Source organism: Achromobacter sp. FW305-C-28 (assembly GCF_058783235.1).
In genome coordinates, this window is sequence record NZ_JBYSYL010000003.1 from 308,641 (window position 1) to 331,459 (window position 22,819).

The window sequence follows — 22,819 nt, forward strand, 5'->3', positions numbered from 1 at the left end:
CGTTGCTCCCTAGTGGATTGCGCGCCCTGTCAGCAGGGCGTCGATAAAGGTTTTCAGGGCCATGCCGGGGCGGCAGCCCAGGTCGCGGGCGCGGGCGTTGGCCGACGACACCACGCCGTCTTCGAAGCACGAACGGGCATCGCCGATGCGGGCGCTATGGGCCGATACCGTCAGCGCCGCGATGCCGCGCTGCTGCAGCAAGGGCAGGCGGCCGATGCCGGCGCTGTCCTTGCCGATGCCGGCGTCGTTGAAAGTCACCAGCCGCGGTTCGGCGCGCACGCCGTCGATGGCCAGGCCCGCCAGGCGTTCGCCATGCGAGGCGGTGACGGCGATCAGGCCGTCGTCCGCGGGGCCCAGCAGCGAGACCGAATCGGCGCCGATGACGCGCGCTGCGCCATCGGCGCCGGTGGCCAGGATGCGGCGCGCTTCTTTCTGCGGCGCGGGGTGGGTGGGCGCCAGGTCGGCGCGGGCCAGCCGGGCAGCCGCCTGTGCGACCGCCATGCCGGGCCGGCAGCCCAGCGCATAGGCCAGGTCGTTGACGTGGCTGATGATGCCGTGGCGCGCCATGTCGGCACCGTCGCCGATGCGGCAGCTGCGATAGTCGGCCGTGGCGGCGGCCACGCCCCATTGCTGCAGGTCGTGCAGGCCGGCAATGCCGGCTTGTTCGCAGCCCACGCCCGCATCGTTCAGCACCACCGCGCGGACCCGGCCGCGGGCTGCGCAATACGCGGCGTAGCGGCCGCCGTGCGAACCGGCGATCACCACACGGCCGGCGTCTTCGGGCGCCAGCTTGGTGATGCTGTCCAGGACGCGGGCTTCCCGGGTGTCTGTCTCGTATTCCATATTATGGATTTTTTATCCCAACACCCTGGTGGCGCAGAGGCGGCGCTCAAGGGCTGGGTTATCTCCGTGCAGCTATCAATGATGTTCTGCAGGCGATTCTACGAGCGTGCGTTTCCCTGGAGCAATGATGTCTCCATATTATGGAAATCAATTTCTGGAAGAGTGCCCGAACGGGCAAGGAGCAGGCGGGCCGAGCGGCCCGTCCGCAGCGGCGCTTACTTCTCCCAGCCGCCGCCCAGCGCCAGGAACACGGCGATCTGGTCGTTGCTGAGTTCGGCCTGGCTGGCGGCCAGCGCGCTTTCGTTGGTGGCCAGCGTGCGTTCGGCGTCCAGCACGGTCAGGTAGTCGGTCTTGCCGTACTGGAACAGCTGGCGCGCCTGCGAGGCGGCCACGGCGGCCTGGTCACGCGCGGCCTGCAACGAGGCGTCGCGGTCCAGCTGGCGGGCATAGACCACCAGCGCGCTTTCGGTTTCGCGCAGGGCGTTGAGCACCGAGGCGTCAAAGCGTGCGACGGCGGCGCGAGTGTTGGCTTCGGCTTCGGCAATGCGGGCCTGCACCGCGCCGGTATTGGGCAGCGTCCAGGAAATCAGCGGGCCGACGCTCCAGCTGAAGGTGCCGCGGTCGCCGAACATGGCGGCGGGGCCGCCCGAGGCGGCGGACAGGCCCAGCGTGATCTTGGGATATAGGTCGGCCGTGGCCACGCCGATGCGCGCGGTGGCGGCGGCCAGGCTGCGTTCGGCCTGGCGAATGTCGGGACGGCGGCGCAGCAATTGCGCGCCATCGCCCACGGGAATGGTCTGCGCCAGTTTGGGCGCGGCGGCGCATTGCAGCAACGACGCGGGAATCTCGGCCGGCGTCTTGCCGGTCAGGGCCGCCAGCCGGTACAGCGCGGTGCGCTGCTGGGCCTGGAAGGGCGGCAGGTTGGCTTGCAGCTGTTCGAGCTGACTGCGCGCGCGGGTGACGTCCAGCGCGGTGCCACGGCCGGCGCGTTGCAGGCGCGACACGGCGTCCAGCGATTCCTGCTGCACCTTCACGGAATGCTGCGCCGAGGCCAGCTGCATGCCGGCCGCGCACAGATTAGCGTAGGCGCGCGCGGTTTCCGCGGCCACGGTGACGCGGGTGGCGTCGTAGGCGGCCTGCGCCGATTCGGCGTCGGCGGTGGATGCTTCGACGGCGCGGCGGATCTGGCCAAACAGGTCCAGCTGGTACGACATGCTGGCGCCGGCCGAATACGACCAGCGGTTGGGCGAATCGATGCCGGGCGCCAGTTCCTGGATGCCGGACACGTGGCCGAAGGTGGGCGAGGCGTTCACGCCCAGGCTGGGCTGTTGCTGCGCCTGGGTTTCGCGCACCGCGGCCTGGGCGCGTTCCAGGTTGGCGCTGGCTACGCGCAGATCGGTGTTGGCCGCCAGCGCCTGTTCGACCAGCCCGTCCAGCGTCGGGTCGTTATACAGGCGCCACCAGTGACCGGCCACCGCGTTCTGCTGGAACACGCCTTCCTGCGCTTCGGTGAACGGCACCTGCGCGCTCTGCCGCGTGGCGACCGACCCGGCGGGCACCTGGTAGTCAGGGCCCACGGTGGTGCACCCGGCCAGCGCGGCGGCCAGCATCAGCGGCAGGAAGAGTTTGGTGTTCATGGCGGTTACGGCTTGGCGTTGTCGATGGGTTGAAAGGGTTGAGGGAAGCGCGGATCAGGACGGCTGCCTGGCCGCGGGTTCGCCGGCGCGCGGCGCGGCGGCGGCGCCTACTGCCACGGTGGCGGTCTGACCGGCGACCAGGCGCACGCCGTCGGGGACCTCGTCGATCTTCACGCGCACCGGAATGCGCTGCGCCAGCCGCACCCAGTTGAAGGTCGGGTTGACGTTGGGCAGCAGGTTGGCGCTGGTGCTGCGGTCGCGGTCGGCGATGCCCAGGGCGATGCTCTCGACGTGGCCGCGGATCTGGCGGCTGTCGCCCATCAGCGTGACGGTCACGGGGTCGCCTTCGTGGATGCCGGGCAGCTTGGTTTCCTCGAAGTAGCCTTCGACGTAGAACGAGCTGGAATCGACCAGCGCCATCACGCCGCGGCCGGCGGTGGCGTACGACCCTGCACGCAGGTCCAGGTTGGTGATGCGTCCGTCGGTCGCGGCCAGCACGCGGCTGCGTTCCAGGTTCAGGCGCGCGGTGTTCAGCTGCACTTCGGCCTGGGCCAGCGCGGCCTCGGTCTGCTGCAGCTTGGTCTGGCTTTGTTCCAGCGCCTCGGCGGCCACCAATTGGCCCAGCGAGCGGTTGCGCTTGGCATCGCGCATGGCTTGTTCGCGCGCCACCTGTTGCGAGTGCACGGACGCCTGCGCCTGGTCGAAGGCCAGCTGGAAGCGGGCGCGGTCGATCTCGAACAACAGGTCGCCGGCCTTGACGTCCTGGTTGTCGTGCACGGGCACGGCGGTGACCAGGCCGGACACGTCCGGCGCCACCTGCACCACGTAGGCCTTGACGCGGCCGTCGCGGGTCCAGGGTTCGACTTCATAGTGCACCCAGAGCTGCCAGCCGGCGGCCACGGCGGCCACCACGACGGCGGCGGTCAGCGCGAATTTGCCGATGGCGGCGGGGCGCAGGGCATTGGGGAGTTTCATACCTATCTCTGCAGAAAATAAGGGGAAATGAGGGATACGCCGTACAGCAGCACCACGAACAGCGCCAGGTCGAACAGCGCGGGGTGCCACACCAGGCGGTACAGGCCGGCGCGCGCCAGCACGCGGCGCACGGCCCAGGCCACGCCCAGGGTGACCACGCCCAGCACCAGCAGCCAGGGGAAGTAAATGCCGTAGAGGTTGAATTCGCCGATCATGGGGTTTCCAGCGTGGGATGGGCGGGTTGATAGTCGGCCGCGTCCGGGAAGAACGCGCGGCGCAGGCCCACCAGGGCCACCACCGCGCGGTCGCGGGCGGCGGTGCCAGCCGGCGTGGCCGAGACGCTGGCCAGCGCGCGGTCGATCTGCGCCAGCATGTCCGGCGTCTTTTCACCGGCGCGCCACGACGAGCGGGCGCGGAAGAACTGCGCCAGGCTGGCCAGCACCGGGGCGATGGTGGCGTCGGCCATGGGCAGGTGGCGGCGGGCGTGCTGCAATTCGGTGATGTCGCGGCCCACGCGCAGGTCTTTCAGCGCGTCGGCGGCCACCAGGTCGTCGGGCCGCTTGGCCATGGCCAGGCGCGGCTGCAGCAGGCCGATGCGGTCCAGCATGCGGGCGGCGTAGGTGTGGCGCGCCGGGGCGCGCGGCGAACTTGCCAGCACGGCCAGTTCTTTCCAGTTGGCGGCCTGGATGCGGCGGGCGCTCCAGTCGGCGCTGACGGTGCGGAAGATGGCGGCGATGATGGCGGCCGCGCCCACGCCCATGCACTGCGCCACCTGGGTGTCGATGAACGACACCAGGTCGGCGGTGTGGGTGTCTTGCAGCGCCATGGTGCCCAGAAATCCGAACAGCACGGCCATGGCCTTGCCGGTGGACGCGGGCCGCGCGATGAAGACGCCCAGCACGAAAGCGGTGGGCAGCATCGCCAGCGCCAGCATCTCGAACGAATGGATGGCGGGCATGATGCCCAGCAGGTACAGCGCCGACAGCGGAATGGAATACACCGTGTAGACCAGGAACTGCATGATGCCGGGCACGGGGTTGTCCTGCGAGGCAAAAAAGCAGCTGAAGATGGCGGCCATCATGGCGGCGGTGGCGCCGTTGCTCCAGGCCGTGCCGATCCAGAAGGCGCAGACGACCGAAATGGCCACGCCGGCGGCCAGGGCCGACAGCAGCGCCATGCCGTGGTCGCGGTGCAGCGTGCTGTTGTTGTTGGCGGCGCGTTCGGCGCGGGGCGCGCGCAGCGGGGCGCCGGCCAGTCCGGCGCGGATTTCCCGGCGCAGCGCCAGGCAGGCGTCGTAGGTGTCGATCAGTTCGCGCAGCCGCGCCATCAGGCTGGCCAGCAGCGCATCGCGCCAGCTTGAACGGCTGTCGATGTCGGGCGTCAGCTGGGTGACCGCGGCGCGCAGCTGCACGGCGGTTTCGTGAGTGGCCTTGGCGCCGGCGTTGATCCATTCCGAGATGTCGGCCAGCACTTGCGAGACCGGTTCGGGCAGCGGCTGGTCGTTGGCCTGCAAGGCCCGCATGCGGTCTTCGACGGCGGATACGGCGGGCGTCAGCGCGGAAATCTGGTCCTGCATGGCGCGCACCGCGCCGGCCGTCCAGCGCAGGTTGCTGGTGTCGAACGGCACGTGGGTGGACAACAGGCGCAGCTGGGTGATGTCGTTGGCCAGCACGCGGCGGTCGCGGTCTTTCTGTTCGGCGTTCTGGCCGCTCAGGGTGTCGTGGATCCAGAGCTTGGCGTCGCGCACGGCCTTGTCCAGCTGCAGCGTCAGCGCGGGCGCCAGGCCGCGCGGCAGCACGATGCTGTGGACCAGCGTGGCGCAGACGATGCCCAGGCTGATTTCCTCGACGCGCGCCAGGGCGGTATCGAACACCAGCGATGGGTCGGACACGCTGGGAAAGCCGATCATGGCGGCGGTATAGCCGGCCAGCATGAACAGGTACGAACGCGGCGTGCGGTCCAGCACCGACAGGTACAGGCAGGCGCCGACCCAGGCCACCATGGCGGCGGTCATGACGACGGGCGAATTCGACAGGCGCGGCACCATGTAGACGGTCATGGCCGAGCCGCAGAAAGTGCCGACCAGGCGATACAGGGCCTTGGACCGCACGGCGCCGGACCAGGGCTGGGCCACGATGTAGGCGGTGGTCATGGCCCAGAACGGGCGGGGCAGGCCGATGCTGTACGAGAGATACAGCGCCATGATGGCGCTGATATAGCTCTTGAGCGAAAAGATAGTCTCGCGGACGTTCGGCAATTTCATGGACGCCGGTCCTCTTGCGCGCCGGCCGTGCCGCGGCCCAGCGCGTTTTTCAGGGAATCGAACACGCGCAGGCAGGCTTGCAGGTCTTCTTCCCTGACGCCGTCGAACAGGCGGCGGCGCAATTCCACCAGCACGTCTTCGACCTGTTTGCGCAGGGCGTGGCCGGCTTCGGTCAGGTGCAGGGTCTTGGCGCGGCGGTCGTGGACGTCTTCGCGGCGTTCCATCAGGCCGGCGGCGACCAGTTGATCCAGCACGCGTACCAGCGACGGGCCTTCGACGCCCAGGGCTTCGGCCAGCGCGCCCTGGCGCACGCCGTCGCCCAGGCGGCCGGTCAGGATGACGGGCCAGGCCGTGGCTTGCGACAGGCCGTAGTCGGCCAGCGCCTTGTCTGCCGCGCCGCGATAAGCGCGCGACAGCACGATCAGGTTTGCGGTGGTAGCCATGAGTTGGGAGTCGGTGGGCGTGTTCATGAATTCGATTGTATCCTATCTATTAGCTTACTATTAATTGAAAATGGCGAAACTCTCCATAGATTTTTCCAATCGGAAGAATAGGGGGCGGGCTTTGCGCGGATGGAAAGCCGGGGCGGTCCGGAAATGGAAAGGGCGGCCGTATGGGCCGCCCGGGGATCAGGCCCGCTGCGTTACGCGGGCATCAACCGTTGCAGTCGGCCCAGCAGTTGGGCGTTTCGTACAGGCGCACGCGGGTCAGGCGCAGGTCGGCGCCGTAGTGGCCGTGATAGTGCGGCGCGAGGGTGTCGAAGACGATGGCGGCCAGGTTCTCGGCGGTGGGAATGCGGTCCAGCACGACGGTCTTGTGGCCGGGCAGGGTATCGAGAAAGCCGCGCACGGCGGCGTCGCCTTCGTAGACGAGGAAGGCGTGGTCCCAGACGTCGACGATGTGGGTCTTGGCGATGTGCTTGATTTCGGAGAAGTCCATCAACATGCCGTTGTCGGATTCGCCGGGGGCCTGGACGATGTCGCCGGTCAGGGTGATTTCAAGCACGTAGCGATGGCCGTGCAGGTTGCGGCACTGGCTGCGGTGGTCGGGAATGCGGTGGCCGGCGTCGAATTCAAGCCTGCGGGTCACGGAAATCATGGAATGCCTATGTATTTATGGGTCTGCAGGCTGAGTCGCCATTGCGGGTGCTGCATGCAGTACTGAACGGCCTGTTCGGTGTTGGCCACGCGGGCGGGGCCGTCCATGGGCTGCAGGAAGAAGTGCTGGAAGTCGAGGTGTTCGAAGTTGGGCGGCAGGGCGTTGGGCTGGGGATAGACCAGCTTGAGTTCGTTGCCGCGTTCGATGACGACGGGGGCGGTGCCTTTGGGGCTGACGCAGATCCAGTCGATGCCGGGGGGCGGTTTGACGGTGCCGTTGGTTTCGATGGCGACGGTGAAGCCGCGGGCGTGGATGGCTTCGAGCAGCGGCGCATCCAATTGCAGCAAGGGCTCGCCGCCGGTGAAGACGACGTAGCGGTTGCTGGTGCCTTCGCCCCAGGCGGCGGCGATGGCGTCGGCCAGCAGGTCGGGGGTGGTGAATTTGCCGCCGCCGTGGCCGTCGGTGCCGATGAAGTCGGTGTCGCAGAAGTTGCAGGCGGCGCTGGCGCGGTCGCTTTCGCGGCCGGTCCAGAGGTTACAGCCCGCGAACCGGCAGAAGACCGCCGCACGGCCTGCGTGGGCGCCTTCGCCTTGCAGGGTCTTGAAGATTTCTTTGGCGGAGTAGGTCATGGACTTGCGGGGCGGGAATGGGCAAAAGCGGATTATTTTAGTCTTTCTGGGGGATGGCTGATTCTTGGGGCGGTGGGGGCGGGGATTTGTGCGTGCTTGTTTTCTTTGGCGGGCTGTTGATTCTTTGTGCCGCGGTTGCTTCTTCGTAGGTCGCCCGCGGGGGTGGGCCTTGTTGTGGCGAGCGCCCACGATTGCGGTCCGGAGCCTTCGCTCCGGACGTTCCCTTCGTCATCTTCGTTGCCGCCTTCGGCGGCGCCTTCAGATTCCCTCGGGCGCATCGAGGTTGCTCGCCACAACAAGGCCCACCCCCGCGGGCTACGGGGTTCGAGGGTTGGGGCGCTGCTGGGTTGTGGGCTTGCACAGAGGTTTGCGGGGCCCGCCGCTTTCGGCCGCGCGGGCGGCCTCATCGGCTTACGCGGTGTCTTGCGTCGGGGTGGGGGCGCTGCGCGCGGGCCTTGAAGTTAGCGCTATGTAGCAATGACCTTTCAGACCTAGCGAACACTTATACTCTCGCGCTATGTTCCATGTTCAAGATTCTCTCTACATCGACGAGCGCGAGCTCGAGTTCTCCATGATCCGGGCGCAGGGCGCCGGGGGGCAGAACGTCAATAAGGTGTCCAGTGCCGTGCATCTGCGGTTTGATGTGCGGGCCTCGTCGTTGCCGGACGAGATCAAGGACGCCTTGTGCGGATTGAGTGATCATCGGATTTCCAAGGATGGCGTGATCGTCATCAAGTCGCAGTCGTTTCGCAGCCAGGAGAAGAATCGGGCCGAGGCGATCGAGCGGCTGGTGAATCTGGTGCGGGCGGCGGCGAAGGTCGAGAAGCCGCGGCGGGCGACGAAGCCGACGCGGGCGTCGCAGCGGCGGCGGGTGCAGCGCAAGGTGCTGCATGGCGAGGTGAAGCGGTTGCGGGGGCGGGTGCAGGGCGAGTAGGGGCGCTGTGCTGGTCTGGTATCTCCAGCGCTCCGGTGGCGGAAAGCCCCTCGGGCTGTAGGGGCATGACTATATATCGAGATGTCTCGATATAAGATTCGATAAATTGCGATATTTGAATATGACGACCCTTCCTTCCACCGCTACGGCGGCCGCTCCGGTGATTGACGCCGACGCCATTCTCAAGGCGTTGGCCAATCCGGTGCGCCGCGAGATTCTGGCGTGGTTGAAGACGCCGGAGGCGCACTTCGAGGAACGGCCGGGGCATACCTTTGAAAACGGGGTATGCGCGGGCCATATCGATGGGCGCTGCGGGCTGTCGCAGTCCACGGTGTCTTCACACCTGGCGGTGCTGCAGCGCGCGGGGCTGATTACGCCCACGAAGGTGGGGCAATGGGTGTTCTTTCGTCGCAATGAAGCCGTGATTGCCGCGTTTTTGCAGCAATTGAACCAAGATATGTAGCCTGCCGCCGCTACCCAGCGCCCGAGCTCCGGGCAAGGATTGTTTGTATGAGCCAGTTGTTTGAACCCCTGCGCGTGGGCGATCTGACCCTGCCGAACCGCATCATCATGGCCCCGTTGACCCGCCAGCGGGCCAGCGAAGGCCGGGTGCCCAATGAACTGATGGCCGAGTATTACGTCCAGCGCGCCGGCGCGGGGCTGATCCTGACCGAGGCGACCTCGGTGACGCCGCAGGGCGTGGGCTATGCCGATACGCCGGGGCTGTGGTCGCAAGACCAGGTCAAGGGCTGGCGCAAGGTGACGGACGCGGTGCATGCCGCCGGCGGCCGTATTTTTGCGCAGCTGTGGCACGTGGGCCGGATTTCCGATCCGGTGTTCCTGAACGGTGAATTGCCGGTGGCGCCCAGCGCGATCGCGGCGGATGGGCACGTGAGCCTGGTGCGTCCGAAGCGCGGCTATGTGGTGCCGCGCGCGCTGGAGACGGATGAAATGCCGGGCGTGGTCGAGGCCTACCGACGTGGCGCGCTGCTGGCCAAAGAAGCGGGTTTCGATGGCGTGGAAGTGCACGGCGCCAACGGCTATCTGCTGGACCAGTTCTTGCAGGACAGCACCAATCACCGCACGGACGGCTACGGCGGTTCGCTGGAAGGCCGCGCCCGCCTGATGCTGGAAGTGATCGACGCGTGTGTGAGCGTGTGGGGCGCGGGCCGGGTCGGCCTGCATCTGTCGCCGCGCGGTGATTCGCACACGATGGGCGATTCGGATCCGCTGACGACGTTCAGCTATGTGGCGCGTGCGGCGCGCCGCCGTGGCCTGGCGTTCCTGTGCGTGCGCGAGCACGAGGGCGCGGACAGCATCGGCCCGCAACTGCGCGAGGCGTTCGGCGGCGTGTACATCGGCAACGAAGGCTACACGCGCGAATCGGCCGAAGCCGCCATCGAAGCGGGCCGCGTGGATGCGGTGGCGTTTGGCGTGCAGTACATCGCCAACCCGGACCTGGCGCAGCGTTTCGCCAAGAATGCGCCGTTGAACGCGCCGGACTCGTCGACGTTCTATTCGGCGGGCGCCGCCGGCTATACCGACTATCCGGCCCTGGCGGCCTGAGTCACGCCTGTTTTCAATGCAGGACCGCGCGCATCGGGTAGGTGAACAGCCCGTAGTGCGCGGCGTTCAGGCCCAGGTGGGCCAGCACGGCGGCTGCCAGGCCGCCATGGCGATAGGCCACGCCGTAGCCGAGGCCGGCAATGCCGGCCAGCAGCATCCACTGCCAGCCGCCCGCATAGTGCGCCAGGCCGAAGAGCAGCGCGGCGACCCCTGGCGCGGCCGCGGGGCCCCAGCGCTGGTCGCGCCAGCACCGGGCCAGGCGCTGCTGCACATAGCCGCGGAACAGCGCTTCTTCGGCCAAGGTCACCAGCAAGGCGTTGTTGACCAGCCAAAGCCAGCCGGACGCCGGCCATTTCGGCGCCCATCCCACCACGCCAAGCAACCAGGCCAGCCCCAGGCAGGCTGCGATGGCGGCGGCGCAGGCGGCCAGCGCGACACCGACCGTGGCGCGCGCGTTGGCGCCGGCCATGATGGGTGCGGCGGCCAGGATGACCCAGAATGCGACCAGCGGCTTGTCCAGGTTCAGGTACATGCCGAAGGGCACGGCGTCGGGCGTCAGCGCGACGCGCGGGATGACCAGCGGGTTATGAAAGCCCGGTAGCCAATGCAGGAACAGCAGCACGGCCAGCGCCAGGAACAGGGTGTGGCCGGCGGCACGCAGGGCGGGCGGTGAGGCAGGGCGGACCAACATGGCGGCCATGAACAGCAGCGCGGGCCAGGCCAGGGCCAGCGGTTCGATTGCGCCTTCGGTCCAGGCCCAGGCGTAGGCGGCAGCCAGTGGCAGCAGCGACCAACGGCGGGTGGCCGGCAGCCACAACAGGGCGGCGGCCAGGAACAAGAGCGAACCGGGAGAGGCGAGCGGCATGAATCTTCCTGCGGTGAAACGGCAGCCAGTGTAAGCGCCCCGGGCTTTTCATTTCCGCGCTTTCAGGCGACCATGCCGCAGCGGCGGCAAGGGCTGGCCGCGAGTCGGCGGGCCTGCCCGCACAAGGAGCAACAATGAAGATGATCGCCTGGTTGATGTTGGCGGCAGCCATCCTGCCATTCGTATCGACGATCGTGGCCAAGGCCGGCGGCACGAAGTTCGACAACAACGATCCGCGCGCCTGGCTGGCCCGCCAGGAAGGCTGGCGCGCCCGCGCCAATGCGGCGCAGATCAATACCTTCGAAGCGCTGCCGTTCTTTTTCGGCGCGGTCCTGTTTGCGCTGTACACCCAGGCGCCGCCCGCGCACGTGGCCACGCTGATGGCGTGCTGGCTGGGCGTGCGGTTGGGCTATCTGGCGATGTACCTGGCCGGCTGGGGCGCGCTGCGTTCGCTGGTGTGGGCGATCAGCATGGGCTTTACCATCGCCATCCTGTTCTCGGGTGTGTAGTCGCGTGCGCAAGCGGCGTATCGCGGCGGGCGTGGCCGTCGTGGCGGTGGCGCTGGGGTATGTGGCCAACGCCGACTGGACGACGCCTGAACCGGGTGCGCTGCCCACGCTGCTGGCGCACCGCGGCATCGCGCAGCGCTACGACACCGCCGGCATGCAGCCCGATACCTGCACGGCCACGCGGATCGTGCCGCCCGTCCACGGCTACCTGGAAAACACGATCGCGTCGATGCGCGCCAGTATCGAGGCCGGCGCCGACATCGTGGAAATCGACGTGCATCCGACCACCGATGGCCAGTTTGCGGTGTTCCATGACTGGACGCTGGACTGCCGCACCGATGGCCAGGGCGTGACGCGCGACCATTCCATGGCCCAGCTCAAGGCGCTGGATATCGGCTATGGCTATACAGCGGACGGCGGCAAGACGTTTCCGTTCCGTGGCCTTGGGGTGGGGCTGATGCCGACGCTGGACGAGGTGCTGGCTGCTTTTCCACGCCAGCGTTTCCTGGTCAACATCAAAAGTCGTGATCCGGCCGAGGGTGAGGCCCTGGCTCGTGTGCTCAATGCCATGACGCCCGAGCGGCGGCGCGACTTCATGGCTTATGGTGGCGACGAGCCGATGGCGCGCCTGCGCCACTTGGCGCCGGATGTGCCGACCCTGACCCGTTCCGGCCTGAAATCCTGCCTGCTGCGCTACGTGGCGCTGGGCTGGTCGGGGCACGTGCCGCAGGCCTGCCACGGCATGCTGGTGATGGTGCCGATCAATGTCGCGCCGTGGTTGTGGGGCTGGCCGGGGCGTTTCCAGGCACGGCTGCGCGACGTGGGCAGCGTCCCGTTCCTGATCGGGCCTTATCACGGCGAAGGCTTTTCAACCGGCATCGATACGCCGGACGACATGCGCCGCGTGCCCGCCGGCTATACCGGCGGGATCTGGACCAACGAAATCGAAGCGGCGGCGCATGCCTTCAAGGGCCGCAGCCCCTCGGCGTCGTTTCCCTGAAGGCCACGAGGCGCTGCGGTGGACAGCGGCCTGCGTTTCAGGCCGCGTTACGGGCCCGGCATCACTTCCATTCGAACACGGCGCGCGCCGTGCCGCTGTTCTGCACGGTCACTTCGCGATCTTGCGCCTTGCCGTTGAAGGTGGCGGACACCTTGTAGCTGCCGGCCGGCAGTTTCACCAGCATGTACGGGCCTTCGGATTCAGCCTTCAAGACTTGCTTGCCATGGGCGTCCTGGATGCTGACGGCAACGTTGGCCACGTAGTCGGCCTTGCCGTCGCGCTGGGCGGCGAAGGTCAGGGCGAGCGGGTAGTCCTTGGCGGCGGCCTTGAGGGCTTCGGATTCGTCCAGGCCGATGCCGCCGCTGACGTACTGCACGGTGCCCTGGTGCTTGACGGCGGGCAGGGCGGCCTGCGCGGTGGTCAGGATGCCGGCAAAAGCCAGGCTGCCCAGGGCCATCACGGTGGCCACGGTGCAGCGTTCGATGCGCTTGTTCATAAGGGTCTCCTTGCGGATTGATCTTGCGACAGAAATTCGACCGTCCTGCGCGCGGCGAGTTCGCCGCGGACGCAAACGGATGCCTGTGGATGGTTTCCGAGGCTCATTTCAGGATATCGCTTGCCGCGCCGCCGCGCCAGGCAAAGGCCAGGGCGCTTTCGCCGTTGGCCGAGCCGTCGGGGGCGAAGCGCCTTTCGGTCAGCTCGGCCGCGCCGCCGTCGTGCAGCGCCAGCACGGTGGAACTGCGGGTGCCATAGTTGGGGCTGATGATGAACGGGCTGCTCAATAGTCTTTCGCGATCCAGCGGCAGGCCGGTGGCGGGCAGGTCGGCATCGTCGGCGGGCTGGCGGTCGGCCAGGGCGGCGAACAGCGCTGGCAGGTCGGGCTGGGGATCGTGTTGCAGCACCCGTTCAAAGGCCGCCCGGGTACGCGCCAGTTTGGGCCACGGCGTATCCAGCAGGTGGTTGGACAGCGCGTAGACGCCCGGCGCCAATGCGCGCGGCCCGCCGTCGCGGTTGCTGGCGTACCAGGCGCCGCGGGCATCGCCCACGATCAGGTTGAAGCCGTTGTAGGCCTGGCCGGCGGCGTGGACCGCGGCAAGGTATTCGGCGGGCGTGGCCGTGCCGCGCAGGAAGTCTTCGACCAGCGCGCCGCGCGAGGGCGCGTCGGCGATCTGTCGGCCGGGCTCGCGAAAGTTGGTGACCAGGGCATAGCGTCCGCCTGCGGTTGCGCCCATCCAGGTGCCGCCGGCCAGGCCGTCGCGGCCGCCATAGACGCTGGGCGCGTCCGGCCATTGCCCCGCGGGCAACGTGGGCCGGGCGTGGAATTCGTCGCGGTTGGCGGCGATCAGGACGGGGATGCCCGGCACGGCGTGCAGGGCCAGGACGGCGAGACACATGGTTCAGACCTGGTGGACGTTCGATGAGGAAGGGGCGGGCTTGCCTGGCGTGGTCGCGAATTCCGGGCCGGCCAGCGTGGCGCGCAGGGACTCGATGGCGGCGGCCGCTTCGTGCAGCGCGGGCACGGGCGCGTCGATGACATCAACGGCCACGGGGGCGCCCTGCGCCACGGCCTCGGCCATGGCATGCAAGGCGCCGGCCAGTTGTGCCAGTTCGGCGGGCGTGGGCGGCGTCTGGTCGGCGGGCAGCGACCAGGCGGTGTCCGATATGGCGTTGGCGACGCGTTCCAGCGCCACTTCCACCGGCCACCAGGCCAGCGCCCGGCGGCTGACCAGGCGCGGTTCGGACAGGCCGCGTTGCAGCGCGATGCGCAGGTCCGACAGCCGCGCATAGGCTTGCGCGCGCAGGTCGTGGCGGGTGGCGCCATCGGCCTGGAATACGGTGTTGAGATAGGCGGCCAGCGTATCGATGGCGGTGGCCACGGCCTGGTCCAGGTTGTGGCGTTCAAGGCGCATCCAGGGCAGGTAGCCCACCGCCAGCACGATGCCGGCGGCGACCGCCACATCCACCAGCCGCGCCAGCGCAATGGGCCAGCTGCCCGGCTGCAGGGCGCCGATCAGCAGCATCAGGATGGGCAGCAGGATGGCCGAGAACAGGCCGTAGTTGCGGCGGATCGACCAGGGCAATAGCGCCGCCAGCGCCACCACCGTGACCAGGCTGGCGATGCCGCTGCGGTCCAGCGCCAGCACGGTGGCGCTGATGGCCACGCCCACCACGCTGCCGGCGCAGCTTTGCAGCGCGCGGGCAAAGACCGAACCGAAGTTGGGCTTGAACACCACCACGACGATCAGCGGCACCCAGTAGGAGCGCGGCAGTGCGAAGGCGTGGGCGACGACTTCGGCGGCGATCAGGCATAGCCCCAACCGCACCAGGTAGCGTACCGTGGTCGGACCCGGCCGATAGGTGCGTGCCAGCACGCGCCACGGGGTGCGCGGCCGCGCGGGCGGCAGGGCGGGAAAGGCGTCGGGCTGGGCGGGGCCGCTGCCGTCCAGCAGCGGTTGCACGCGCGCCAGCGCATCGGCCAGCGCATCGAGCCCCGCGCCGCGCAAGGTGGCGATGTCGTCAGCGGGCGCGGGCGGGGCGTCGTTTTCGACGCGGTCGGCCAGGTGGTTCATGACGCGGGCGCCTTCGTGCGGCAGCACCCGTCCGGCGCGGGCCAGCGCCAACGCGGCGTCGGATAGCGGCGTACAGGCTTGCAGTTGCGCGGCCAGCCGGGCCAGCCGGGGCGACGGGCCGGCCGCGCGGCGGCGGGCGGCCAGCACGGTGTCGTAGGCGGTGGTCAGCGCGGCTTCCATGTCGCGCCGCGCAGCCATGACGCGCGAGGTGCCGATGGCCGCGAACATGGCCGCCAGCTTGCGGTAGGCGGTGGCGACGGCGGCGCGCTCCGGCGCGATGGGGTTGACGACCCAACCCAGCAGCGTGAGCGCCAGGCCGAACAGGCCCCCGGCCCCCACCAGCACCGATGGCAGCCAGGGCGGCAAGGTCGAGGTCAGGCTGGTGCCGACGATGACGTAGGTGGCGAATTGCAGCGTGGCGACGGCCGCGATGTTGTTGAAGGTGCCGACGAGGCTGGCAATGAGCACCAGCACGGTCATGCCGGCGGCGCTCCAGAGACCGTGGCCGGACAGGAGGTTGCCCAGGAAGTAGCCCAGCGCGCCGCCGAAGACGGTGGACCCGATGGACAGGGCGCGGTTGCGGTAGGGGCCGCCGTTGTCGCCAGTGATGGCGGGCAAGGCGCCCAGTGCGACCAGGGCGGCGGCCGCGCTTTGGTCCAGGATCAGGCCTGCGGCGGTGGGCAGGCCGATGGCCAGGGCGGCGCGCAGGGCCACCCAGCGGCTGACGGGCGATGGTTCCATGTGCGCCAGGCTCATGAGCCAGCGCATGTTGGAAGCGCGTGCGCGCGATGGGTGGGGCGGGCGGGACAAGGCGGCCTCGGGGCGCGAGTTCGTGGGGGGTCTAGCCTTTGATGAGCGGGGCTTCTTGCGGCGCGGCGAGCCGGAAGTAGTCTTCGGTGCGCATCAGGATCGAGGCATCGAGCCGCCCGGCGTTGAACACGATTTCATCGTGGCGTTGGCGCAGGGTGGGGTCGACCATGAGGTGCAGGTCGGGGTTGAAGCTGAAGGGCGGGATGGCGCCGATTTCGCAGCCGGTGAGTTCGCGGGCGAGGTCCTGGGACGCCAGCGAGGCTTTCTTGCCGCCGGCGGCGCGGGCGATGGCTTCCAGGTCGGCCTGCTGGTCGGCGGGGAAGACGGCGAGGACGTTCTTGCGCTGGTTGGACGAGATCTTGACACGGCAGACCAGTGCCTTGGCGCCTTGGCTGACGGCAGTGCCGCGGACGGCGGCGACTTCTACCGAGCGGCCGGCAGCCGGGTGGGAGATCAGGCGGAAGGTGGCTTGGTGTTGGGTCAGTAGTGCTTGCAGGCGGGTGTAGACGTCCATGTTGAAGTCTGTGTGGCGGTGTTGAGGGAGCTATGGGGATGATACGCCGGGTGGGGGCTTGGGCGGTTGGGGTGTCTTCGTAGGTCGCCCTGGGGGCTACGGGTGGCGAGGCTTGGGGCGCTGTTGCGCTTGGAGGGGGGGTACGGGTTGTGCGGGGGCGCACGTTCCTGGGGGGGGCGGTGATGGGCGGCGCGTTGGCGGGTGGCTTGTTTGGCGGCAGGTGTGGCGCGCCGCCCATCGTTGGGGGGGCGGGGTCAGATGTCGCCTGTGAAGGCGTAGCCCCAGCCCCAGACGGTTCTTATTGGGAGTTCCATGTTGGTTTCCTGGGCTTTTCTTCTCAGGCGGCTCACGACGACGTCGGTGCGGCGTACGGATTCGCGGCCGGCTTGGGGGTCGCCGGGGGGCAGGTCGCCGCGGGGCAGGCGTTTGTCGGGGCTGGTGGTGAGTTTCAGGAGGAAGTCGCGTTCGGCTTGGGTCAGGGCCAGGCGGGTGCCGCGGGGGCTGACGAGGGTCCAGGCGGCGTCCTGGAATTGCCATTTGCCGTTGCCGTCGGCGGGGCCGGTGTGGGAGGGGCGGGGGTCGGGGTCGTGGGGGCGGCGGCCGGTGATGGGGACGCGGCGGACCAGGGCTTGCAGGGCGGCGGCGATTTCGGCGGTGGCGACGTCGGGTTGGAAGCAGGCGTCGGCGCCGCAGTGCAGGCCCAGGATGCGGTTTTCGGGGGAGTCGAAGGTGGAGACGGCGACGATGCCGGCGGTGGTGTCCATGGCGCGCAGACCTGCGACGGCCATGCAAAGGTCGGTGAGTTCGGCTTCCATGACCAGCAGCGGGGTGCGGCGGGCCTGGAACAGGCGGAACAGGCCGTTGGAATCTTCGCAGCAGCGGGGCGAAAAGCCCATGCCGGCCAGGGCGTCGCTACGGCGGGTACGTTGGCGGGAATCGGGCGAGAAGACGATGAGGTCTAGTAGGTCATTCATGAATCGTTGTCGAGATCTGTGCAGCTTCAGCGCATGCATGATGCATCGGATACAACGGATTCCTAAACGTCGCTCAACACCACTTTCTGACCCGAATTCTCGGACATGGCCCCGCAAGGCCTGTTCTGGCGCGGGTTTGCGGGCTATTGCGAAGCTTTGGCGGCGGCCTGGGCGGGGGGCATTTCGTTCCACCAGCCGCCGCCCAGCGCTTGCAGCAGGGCGGCGGTGTCGGCGTAGCGCGCGGCGTCGGCGGCGCTGCGTGACAGCCGGGTCTGCAGCAGTTGGCGCTGGCTGTCGAGCAGGTTCAGGTGGCTGATGCCGCCGGCCTGGTAACGACCCTGGGCGATGCGGTTGGCGTCCGCCGCGCGGCGCCAGGCGGCGTCGTAGGCATCGAAGGCGTGCGCATCGGTCTGCACGGCGCGTAGCGCGTCGGCCACCTGGCGGAACCCGTCCAGCACGGTCTGGCGGTAGGCGGCCTGGGCGGCGTCGTAGGCGGCTTGCGCCGAACGCGTGCGGGCGCGCAGTTCACCGCCGCGGAACAGCGGTTGCACCACGCCCAGTCCCAGGTTCCAGACGTTGACGCCATCGGTGATATCGCCGGCCCGCGTGCGTTGCGACCCGAAGCTGGCGGTCAGGGTGAACCGGGGATACTGGTTGGCCGTGGCCACCCCGACGTCGGCCGAGGCCTGGTGCAGCAAGGCTTCGGCGGCCAGGATGTCGGGCCGCTGGCGGGTCAGCGCCGACGGCACGCCGGCGGGAATCTCGGCGGGCAGCGTCAGGTCGGCCAGGCGCAACGGCGGGGCCTGCCAATCCGCGGGCAGTTGACCCAGGTAGGTAGCCAGCTGGTGGGTGGCCTGGGCCAGCTGGTATTGCAGCGGCGGCAAGGTGGCCTGGGTCTGGGCCAGCAGCAGTTCCTGGTTGCGCAGATCGGCCTCGGCGATGCCGCCCGCGGCCAGGCGCTGGCGCATGATGTCCTGCTGGCGCTGCTGCGCGGCCAGCAGGTCGCGCGTGACGGCGATGCGTTCGGCCAGGTCGGCCTGGCGGATAGCGGTGGTGACCACATTGGCGGCCAGCGTCATGCGCGCCGCCTGCCATTCGTGCGACTGGTAGTCCACCTGGGCGGCCAGGCCTTCCAGCGCGCGGCGGTTGCCGCCAAAGACGTCCAGCGTGTAGGACACGTCGATGGACGCGTTGTACAGCGTGAACGGGGCCGGCTGTTCGGTCACGGGCACGCCATAGGCGGAAGGGTCGACCTTCTGCCGGGTGGCGGACAGGTTGGCGTCCACGGCGGGCAGCAGGCGGCCGCCGGTGTCGGCGCTCAGGTCTTCGCTGGCCTGGCGCAGGCGGGCGCGGGCCTGGTCCAGCGTGGGGCTGGCGTCCAGCGCCTGGCGCACCAGCGCGTCCAGCGCGGGCGATTGAAACAGCTGCCACCACTGCGCAGGAATGTCGGCGGCGGTAAGGCGCGGTTGCGCGCCAGCGTCGGCATCTTGCGGCGCGGCGTAGGCCGACACGGCGGGCGCGGCGGGGCGGCTGAAATCGGGGCCGACGGCGCAGCCGGGCAGCAAGGCGCAGGCGGCCAGCGCCGCGGCGCGGCGGGCAAGGAGCAGGCGAGGGCGGGGGCAGGACATGGCGGCCTTCAATCCAGGGTGCGGCGGTAGAACTTCACGGCGGCGGTCATGACGATGACGGTGAACAGCAGCATGGGCCAGATGGTGGGCCACAGGTCCCACCAGCCGTTGCCCTTGAGCAGGATGCCGCGGATCAGCCGGTTGAAGTGGGTCAGCGGCAGCAGGTTGCCCAGGTACTGCGCCCATTGGGGCATGCCCAGGAACGGGAACATGAAGCCGGACAGCAGCATGTTGGGCAGGAAATAGAACATCGTCAGCTGCATGGCCTGCAACTGGTTCTGCGCCAGCGACGACAGCGTGATGCCCACGGTCAGGTTGGCGGCCACGAAAATCAGCGCGCCCAGGTACACCGTCAACAGGCTGCCCAGGAAGGGCACATGGAAGACGAAATACGCGGCCAGCAGGATGATGGTGGCCTGGATCAGGCCGATGGCGATGTACGGCACGATCTTGCCGGTCATGACTTCCAGCGGCCGCACCGGCATGGCCAGCAGGTTTTCCATGGTGCCGCGTTCCCGCTCGCGCGTCATGGCCAAGCCGGTCATCATCACCAATGTCATGGTCAGGATCACGCCCATCAGGCCAGGCACGGTGTTGTATTGCGAGATCTGCTCTTCGTTGTAGAGCTGGTGCACCCGCACGTCGAACGGCGGCTGGCCGCCCGCCAGGTGCGCCAGCGGGCCGGTCAGGTCCTTTTGCGCCACGGCCTGCGCCAGCTGGTTGGCCGAGCCGATCGCCAGGCCGGTGGCCATGGGGTCGGTGGCGTCGGCCTCGATCAGCAGCGCCGGGCGCTCGCCGCGCAAGAGCTTGCGGGTGAAGTCGGGCGGAATGGTCACCACGAACAGCACGCGGCCCTGCGCCAGCGCCGCGCGGCCGGCCTCTTCGTCGGCCAGTTCTTCCACGATATTGAAGTAGTCCGACGACTTCATCGCCGCTACGAAACTGCGGGTGAACGGGCTATGGTCCGCCACGATGACAGCGGTGGGCAGCTGCTTGGGGTTGGTGTTGATGGCGTAGCCGAACAGCGCCAGCTGCATGATGGGAATGCCCACGATCATGCCGAAGGTGATGCGGTCGCGCCGCAATTGCAGGAATTCCTTGAGCACCATGCTCCACCAGCGCGACCACGAGAAACCCTCCAGGTGGCGTCTCATGCCGGGCTCGCGAAGTTGTCGGAAGAACGGTTCATCAGGTAGATGAAGACGTCTTCCAGGCTGGTGTCGATGCGCTCCAGCCGCAGGTCCTGGCCGGCCACGGCGTCGTTCAGCGTGCGTTCGAGCTGCGCCGCGTCGCGCCCGCTGATGTGCAGCGCCGACCCGAAGGCCACCGTCTGGTCCACGCCCGGCGCAGCGCGCAGTTGCTGCGCCAGCGGCACCAGGTTGTGGCCGTGGATGGCCCAGGTGGTCAGGTGCTGCTCGGCAATGACCTCGTCGGCCGTGCCCTGGGTCAGCAGCTTGCCGTAGGAAATGTAGGCCAGCTTGTGGCAGCGTTCGGCTTCGTCCATGTAGTGGGTGCTGACCAGCACCGAGATGCCGCGCGCGGCCAGCTCGTGCAGCTGTTCCCAGAAGTCGCGCCGCGCGGTCGGGTCCACGCCCGCGGTGGGCTCGTCCAGCAGCAACAGGCGCGGCTGGTGCAGCAGGCAGGCGGCCAGCGCCAGCCGCTGTTTCCAGCCGCCCGACAGCGACCCCGTCAATTGCCCGGCGCGGCTTTGCAGTCCCAGGTCTTGCAGCGCGCGGTCGACGGTCTCGCGGCGCTGGGGCATGCCGTACATGCGGGCCACGAAATCCAGGTTTTCGCGGATGGTCAGGTCGTCCCAGTACGAGAATTTCTGGGTCATGTAGCCGACCTGGCGCTTGATCTGCGCACTGTCCTTGATGATGTCGTAGCCCAGGCAGGTGCCGCTGCCCGAATCCGGCGTCAACAGGCCGCACATCAGGCGGATGCTGGTGGTCTTGCCACTGCCGTTGGGGCCCAGAAAGCCGAAGATCTCGCCTTCGCGCACTTGCAGCGACACGTCGTTGACCACGTGCTTGTCGCCAAAGTGCTTGTTCAAGCCGTGCACGTCGATGACGTAGCCGCCCGGCGCCGTGGGCGCTGCGGTGGGGCCGTTCATTGCAGCGCCGCCTCGACCGGCTGGCCGGGATGCAGCCGCGTGGCGGCGTCGGGCGCGGGGCGGGCCTCGACCATGTAGACCAGCTTGCCGCGGGTTTCGCGGCTATAGATCACCGGCGGCGTGTATTCGGCCTGTGGCGAGATGTAGTCGATGCGTACCGGCACCGGGTCGCCGCAGCCATCGCAGCGCACGGTGGCGGCCTGGCCGGGTTTCAGCGCGCCGGCCACGGCCTCGGGCACGAAGAAACGCACCTTGATATTGCCCGGCGGCAACAGGCTGACGACCGGGCTGCCGGCCGGCACCCATTCCCCCACGCGGTACAGCGTGTCGAACACCCGTGCGGCGGTGGGGGCGGCCTGGCGCTTCTGGGCGAGCGTCCAGTCGGCTTGCGCCAGCGCGGCGCGGGCAGCCTCGACCTGGGCAGCCTGCGCCCGCCGTTGATCCTGGCGGCCGGGCAGGTTGGCCACGTCCAGCTGGGCGCGCAGTTCGCGCACGCGCGCCGCGTCCGACTGTGCCTGTTCACGGCTGTCGTCCAACTGCGCGCGGGCCACGCCGCCTATGCGGAACTGGGCGGTGTCGCGCGCCAACTGCGCGGCCGATCGCCGGCTGGCGGCTTCGGCCTGGGCCAGTTGGGCGCGGTTGACGTCGACTTCGGCCGGACGCTTGCCGGTGGCGATGTCTTCCAGCTGCGCATCGGCGGCGGCCAACTGCGCGCCGGCCTGGTCGCGGGCGGCGGTTTCGCGGGTGGCTTCCAGCGTGAACAGCGGCGCGGCGGCAGCCACCTGCTGGCCGCGCTGCACTGCCAGGCTGTCCAGCCGGCCGGCCTCGGACGAGGCGATGTACAGGTATTCGCCTTCGACATAGCCCTGGTAGACCGCGTCATTGCCCTTGCCGCAGGCGGCCAGCAGCAACAGGCAAAGGGCGGTGGCGGTGGGGCGTGCAAGGCGCAAGGCAGAGTCGGTGCGCATGATCAGCGTCCTGGGGCGGGCGAGGGGGGGAGCAGGGTGTCGGACATGGCGTCGGGCGGCGCCAGGTCGGCGGAATCGGCGGGGGCAAAAGGCTTGGCGTCGGGGGCGGTGTCAGCCATGAGGGCGGTCAGCGGCGTGGTGGGCGTGAACAGCCCACCCGTCAGCATGGCCACGGCGTGAGCCGCGATGGCCTCGTGGCCGATCGCCTGGGCGGTCGGGTCGTCCTGCCAGATGCGGCGCCACAGGCTGGATGTGGCCAGCGGCAGCAAGGTCAGTCCCAGGATCGACAGGAACACCAGCCGCGGCTCGACCCCGGGCGTGATGGCGCCGGCGCGCTGGCTGTCGGCAATCATGCCGGCAAACACCTGCAAGCGCTGCGATGGCAGGTGCCGCAGCACGCGTTCGCGCAGCTGGCCGCCTTCGTTGACCACCTCGTGCATCCACAACGCCGGCAGCCACGGCCGGTCGGCGGCGCAGCGCACCAGGCGCGAGACGATTTCGGTGATGACGGCGCGCGCGGTATCGGCCGGGCCGACCACGCGGCGGGCGGTCTGCGGCACCGGGCTCCAGACGAAGCTGATCACCGGCACCACGCGTTCCAGCACCACGGCATCGAGCAGTTGGTCGCGGCTCTTGAAGTAGTAATGCAGCATGGCCGAGGTGACCCCGGCGCGTTCGGCGATGTGGGCGATACGGGTGGCGGCCACCCCCTGGGCAGCGAACAGGTCGGTGGCGATGTCCAGCAGCTGGTCGCGGACGGCGGCGTTATCGGGGCGGGGCGGGCGGCCCGGACGGCGGGCGGGGGCAGGCGAAGTCGGCATGCGGCAGATTCTAATTAAATATTTAATTAATTAAAAGGGGGGGCGCGCGGCAGGGTTGGCGGACAGGCCGGCAGGCAACGATGGTGTAATGCCCTGAAGGCT

General features: G+C 68.8%; 24 protein-coding genes. 5 read left to right on the forward strand and 19 right to left on the reverse strand.

The genetic code is table 11. From position 1 onward, the window contains the following. Nucleotides 1–9: 9 nt before the first annotated feature. The 8 genes from AC3WMR_RS10220 to queE all read right to left on the reverse strand — a co-directional run bounded on the left by AC3WMR_RS10220 (nucleotide 10) and on the right by queE (nucleotide 7,445). Nucleotides 10–843, reverse strand: coding sequence for a hypothetical protein (locus tag AC3WMR_RS10220; RefSeq protein ID WP_492263001.1), 834 nt, complete (start codon nucleotides 841–843; stop codon nucleotides 10–12). A 215-nt stretch (nucleotides 844–1,058) separates the two neighbouring features. Then, entirely contained in the window at nucleotides 1,059–2,480 is a 1,422-nt protein-coding gene (locus AC3WMR_RS10225; RefSeq protein ID WP_492263002.1) for an efflux transporter outer membrane subunit, read from the reverse strand. Nucleotides 2,481–2,534: 54 nt separating this feature from the next. Then, nucleotides 2,535–3,455: an efflux RND transporter periplasmic adaptor subunit gene (locus AC3WMR_RS10230; protein ID WP_492263003.1), complete on the reverse strand. Its 921-nt coding sequence runs from the start codon at nucleotides 3,453–3,455 to the stop codon at nucleotides 2,535–2,537. A gap of 2 nt (nucleotides 3,456–3,457) precedes the next feature. After that, nucleotides 3,458–3,670: a DUF1656 domain-containing protein gene (locus AC3WMR_RS10235; RefSeq protein ID WP_025140452.1), complete on the reverse strand. Its 213-nt coding sequence runs from the start codon at nucleotides 3,668–3,670 to the stop codon at nucleotides 3,458–3,460. Further along, complete coding sequence (locus AC3WMR_RS10240) at nucleotides 3,667–5,718, reverse strand: FUSC family protein (protein ID WP_492263004.1); 2,052 nt, start codon at nucleotides 5,716–5,718, stop codon at nucleotides 3,667–3,669. The genes AC3WMR_RS10235 and AC3WMR_RS10240 overlap by 4 nt, the downstream gene beginning before the upstream one ends. Beyond that, nucleotides 5,715–6,188, reverse strand: a complete 474-nt coding sequence (locus AC3WMR_RS10245; RefSeq protein ID WP_492263005.1) for a MarR family winged helix-turn-helix transcriptional regulator — start codon at nucleotides 6,186–6,188, stop codon at nucleotides 5,715–5,717. The genes AC3WMR_RS10240 and AC3WMR_RS10245 overlap by 4 nt, the downstream gene beginning before the upstream one ends. Nucleotides 6,189–6,372: 184 nt before the next feature. After that, nucleotides 6,373–6,816 carry a 6-carboxytetrahydropterin synthase QueD gene (gene queD, locus AC3WMR_RS10250; protein WP_492263006.1) on the reverse strand — a complete coding sequence of 148 codons (444 nt, stop codon included), beginning with the start codon at nucleotides 6,814–6,816 and terminating at the stop codon, nucleotides 6,373–6,375. Then, nucleotides 6,813–7,445 carry a 7-carboxy-7-deazaguanine synthase gene (gene queE, locus AC3WMR_RS10255; RefSeq protein ID WP_492263007.1) on the reverse strand — a complete coding sequence of 211 codons (633 nt, stop codon included), beginning with the start codon at nucleotides 7,443–7,445 and terminating at the stop codon, nucleotides 6,813–6,815. The genes queD and queE overlap by 4 nt, the downstream gene beginning before the upstream one ends. Nucleotides 7,446–7,962: 517 nt before the next feature. Between queE and arfB the strand changes: the two genes are divergently transcribed. From arfB to AC3WMR_RS10270, 3 genes are all read left to right on the forward strand, one after another. After that, nucleotides 7,963–8,379, forward strand: coding sequence for an alternative ribosome rescue aminoacyl-tRNA hydrolase ArfB (gene arfB, locus AC3WMR_RS10260; protein ID WP_025140447.1), 417 nt, complete (start codon nucleotides 7,963–7,965; stop codon nucleotides 8,377–8,379). Between the two features lie 121 nt (nucleotides 8,380–8,500). Beyond that, the gene (locus AC3WMR_RS10265) at nucleotides 8,501–8,842 is read left to right on the forward strand and encodes an ArsR/SmtB family transcription factor (RefSeq protein ID WP_025140446.1); all 342 of its coding nucleotides are present in this window, start codon (nucleotides 8,501–8,503) and stop codon (nucleotides 8,840–8,842) included. A 47-nt stretch (nucleotides 8,843–8,889) separates the two neighbouring features. Further along, nucleotides 8,890–9,945: an alkene reductase gene (locus AC3WMR_RS10270; protein ID WP_025140445.1), complete on the forward strand. Its 1,056-nt coding sequence runs from the start codon at nucleotides 8,890–8,892 to the stop codon at nucleotides 9,943–9,945. A 13-nt stretch (nucleotides 9,946–9,958) separates the two neighbouring features. On the opposite strand, the gene AC3WMR_RS10275 is transcribed toward AC3WMR_RS10270, so the two are convergent. Next, nucleotides 9,959–10,810, reverse strand: coding sequence for a CPBP family intramembrane glutamic endopeptidase (locus AC3WMR_RS10275; RefSeq protein WP_492263008.1), 852 nt, complete (start codon nucleotides 10,808–10,810; stop codon nucleotides 9,959–9,961). Nucleotides 10,811–10,944: 134 nt separating this feature from the next. On the opposite strand from AC3WMR_RS10275, the gene AC3WMR_RS10280 reads away from it, so the two are divergent. Together AC3WMR_RS10280 and AC3WMR_RS10285 are read left to right on the forward strand one after the other, a co-directional pair. Then, complete coding sequence (locus AC3WMR_RS10280; RefSeq protein WP_492263009.1) at nucleotides 10,945–11,319, forward strand: MAPEG family protein; 375 nt, start codon at nucleotides 10,945–10,947, stop codon at nucleotides 11,317–11,319. A 4-nt stretch (nucleotides 11,320–11,323) separates the two neighbouring features. Further along, nucleotides 11,324–12,319, forward strand: coding sequence for a glycerophosphodiester phosphodiesterase family protein (locus tag AC3WMR_RS10285; protein ID WP_492263010.1), 996 nt, complete (start codon nucleotides 11,324–11,326; stop codon nucleotides 12,317–12,319). Between the two features lie 61 nt (nucleotides 12,320–12,380). Here AC3WMR_RS10285 and AC3WMR_RS10290 read toward each other — a convergent pair whose 3' ends face one another. The 10 genes from AC3WMR_RS10290 to AC3WMR_RS10335 all read right to left on the reverse strand — a co-directional run bounded on the left by AC3WMR_RS10290 (nucleotide 12,381) and on the right by AC3WMR_RS10335 (nucleotide 22,717). Next, on the reverse strand, nucleotides 12,381–12,815 hold the full coding sequence (locus AC3WMR_RS10290) for a carboxypeptidase-like regulatory domain-containing protein (RefSeq protein ID WP_492263011.1): 435 nt from the start codon (nucleotides 12,813–12,815) through the stop codon (nucleotides 12,381–12,383). 103 nt (nucleotides 12,816–12,918) lie between these two features. Next, nucleotides 12,919–13,713: an NRDE family protein gene (locus AC3WMR_RS10295; protein WP_492263012.1), complete on the reverse strand. Its 795-nt coding sequence runs from the start codon at nucleotides 13,711–13,713 to the stop codon at nucleotides 12,919–12,921. Nucleotides 13,714–13,716: 3 nt separating this feature from the next. Beyond that, nucleotides 13,717–15,657 (reverse strand): FUSC family protein, encoded by a 1,941-nt coding sequence (locus AC3WMR_RS10300; RefSeq protein WP_492263013.1) that lies wholly within the window; start codon nucleotides 15,655–15,657, stop codon nucleotides 13,717–13,719. A gap of 73 nt (nucleotides 15,658–15,730) precedes the next feature. After that, nucleotides 15,731–16,213, reverse strand: a complete 483-nt coding sequence (locus tag AC3WMR_RS10305) for a YbaK/prolyl-tRNA synthetase associated domain-containing protein (protein WP_025140438.1) — start codon at nucleotides 16,211–16,213, stop codon at nucleotides 15,731–15,733. Between the two features lie 254 nt (nucleotides 16,214–16,467). Further along, nucleotides 16,468–17,187, reverse strand: coding sequence for a response regulator transcription factor (locus AC3WMR_RS10310; protein ID WP_492263014.1), 720 nt, complete (start codon nucleotides 17,185–17,187; stop codon nucleotides 16,468–16,470). Between the two features lie 143 nt (nucleotides 17,188–17,330). Further along, a complete protein-coding gene (locus AC3WMR_RS10315; RefSeq protein WP_492263015.1) occupies nucleotides 17,331–18,815 on the reverse strand; it encodes an efflux transporter outer membrane subunit in 1,485 nt (494 codons plus the stop codon). Nucleotides 18,816–18,823: 8 nt separating this feature from the next. After that, nucleotides 18,824–19,969, reverse strand: coding sequence for an ABC transporter permease (locus tag AC3WMR_RS10320; RefSeq protein WP_025136350.1), 1,146 nt, complete (start codon nucleotides 19,967–19,969; stop codon nucleotides 18,824–18,826). Next, complete coding sequence (locus AC3WMR_RS10325) at nucleotides 19,966–20,928, reverse strand: ABC transporter ATP-binding protein (protein WP_492263016.1); 963 nt, start codon at nucleotides 20,926–20,928, stop codon at nucleotides 19,966–19,968. Before AC3WMR_RS10325 ends, AC3WMR_RS10320 begins: the two co-directional genes overlap by 4 nt. Beyond that, the gene (locus AC3WMR_RS10330; RefSeq protein ID WP_492263017.1) at nucleotides 20,925–21,896 is read right to left on the reverse strand and encodes an HlyD family secretion protein; all 972 of its coding nucleotides are present in this window, start codon (nucleotides 21,894–21,896) and stop codon (nucleotides 20,925–20,927) included. Before AC3WMR_RS10330 ends, AC3WMR_RS10325 begins: the two co-directional genes overlap by 4 nt. A 2-nt stretch (nucleotides 21,897–21,898) precedes the next feature. Further along, nucleotides 21,899–22,717, reverse strand: coding sequence for a TetR/AcrR family transcriptional regulator (locus AC3WMR_RS10335; RefSeq protein ID WP_492263018.1), 819 nt, complete (start codon nucleotides 22,715–22,717; stop codon nucleotides 21,899–21,901). Between the last annotated feature and the right edge of the window lie 102 nt (nucleotides 22,718–22,819).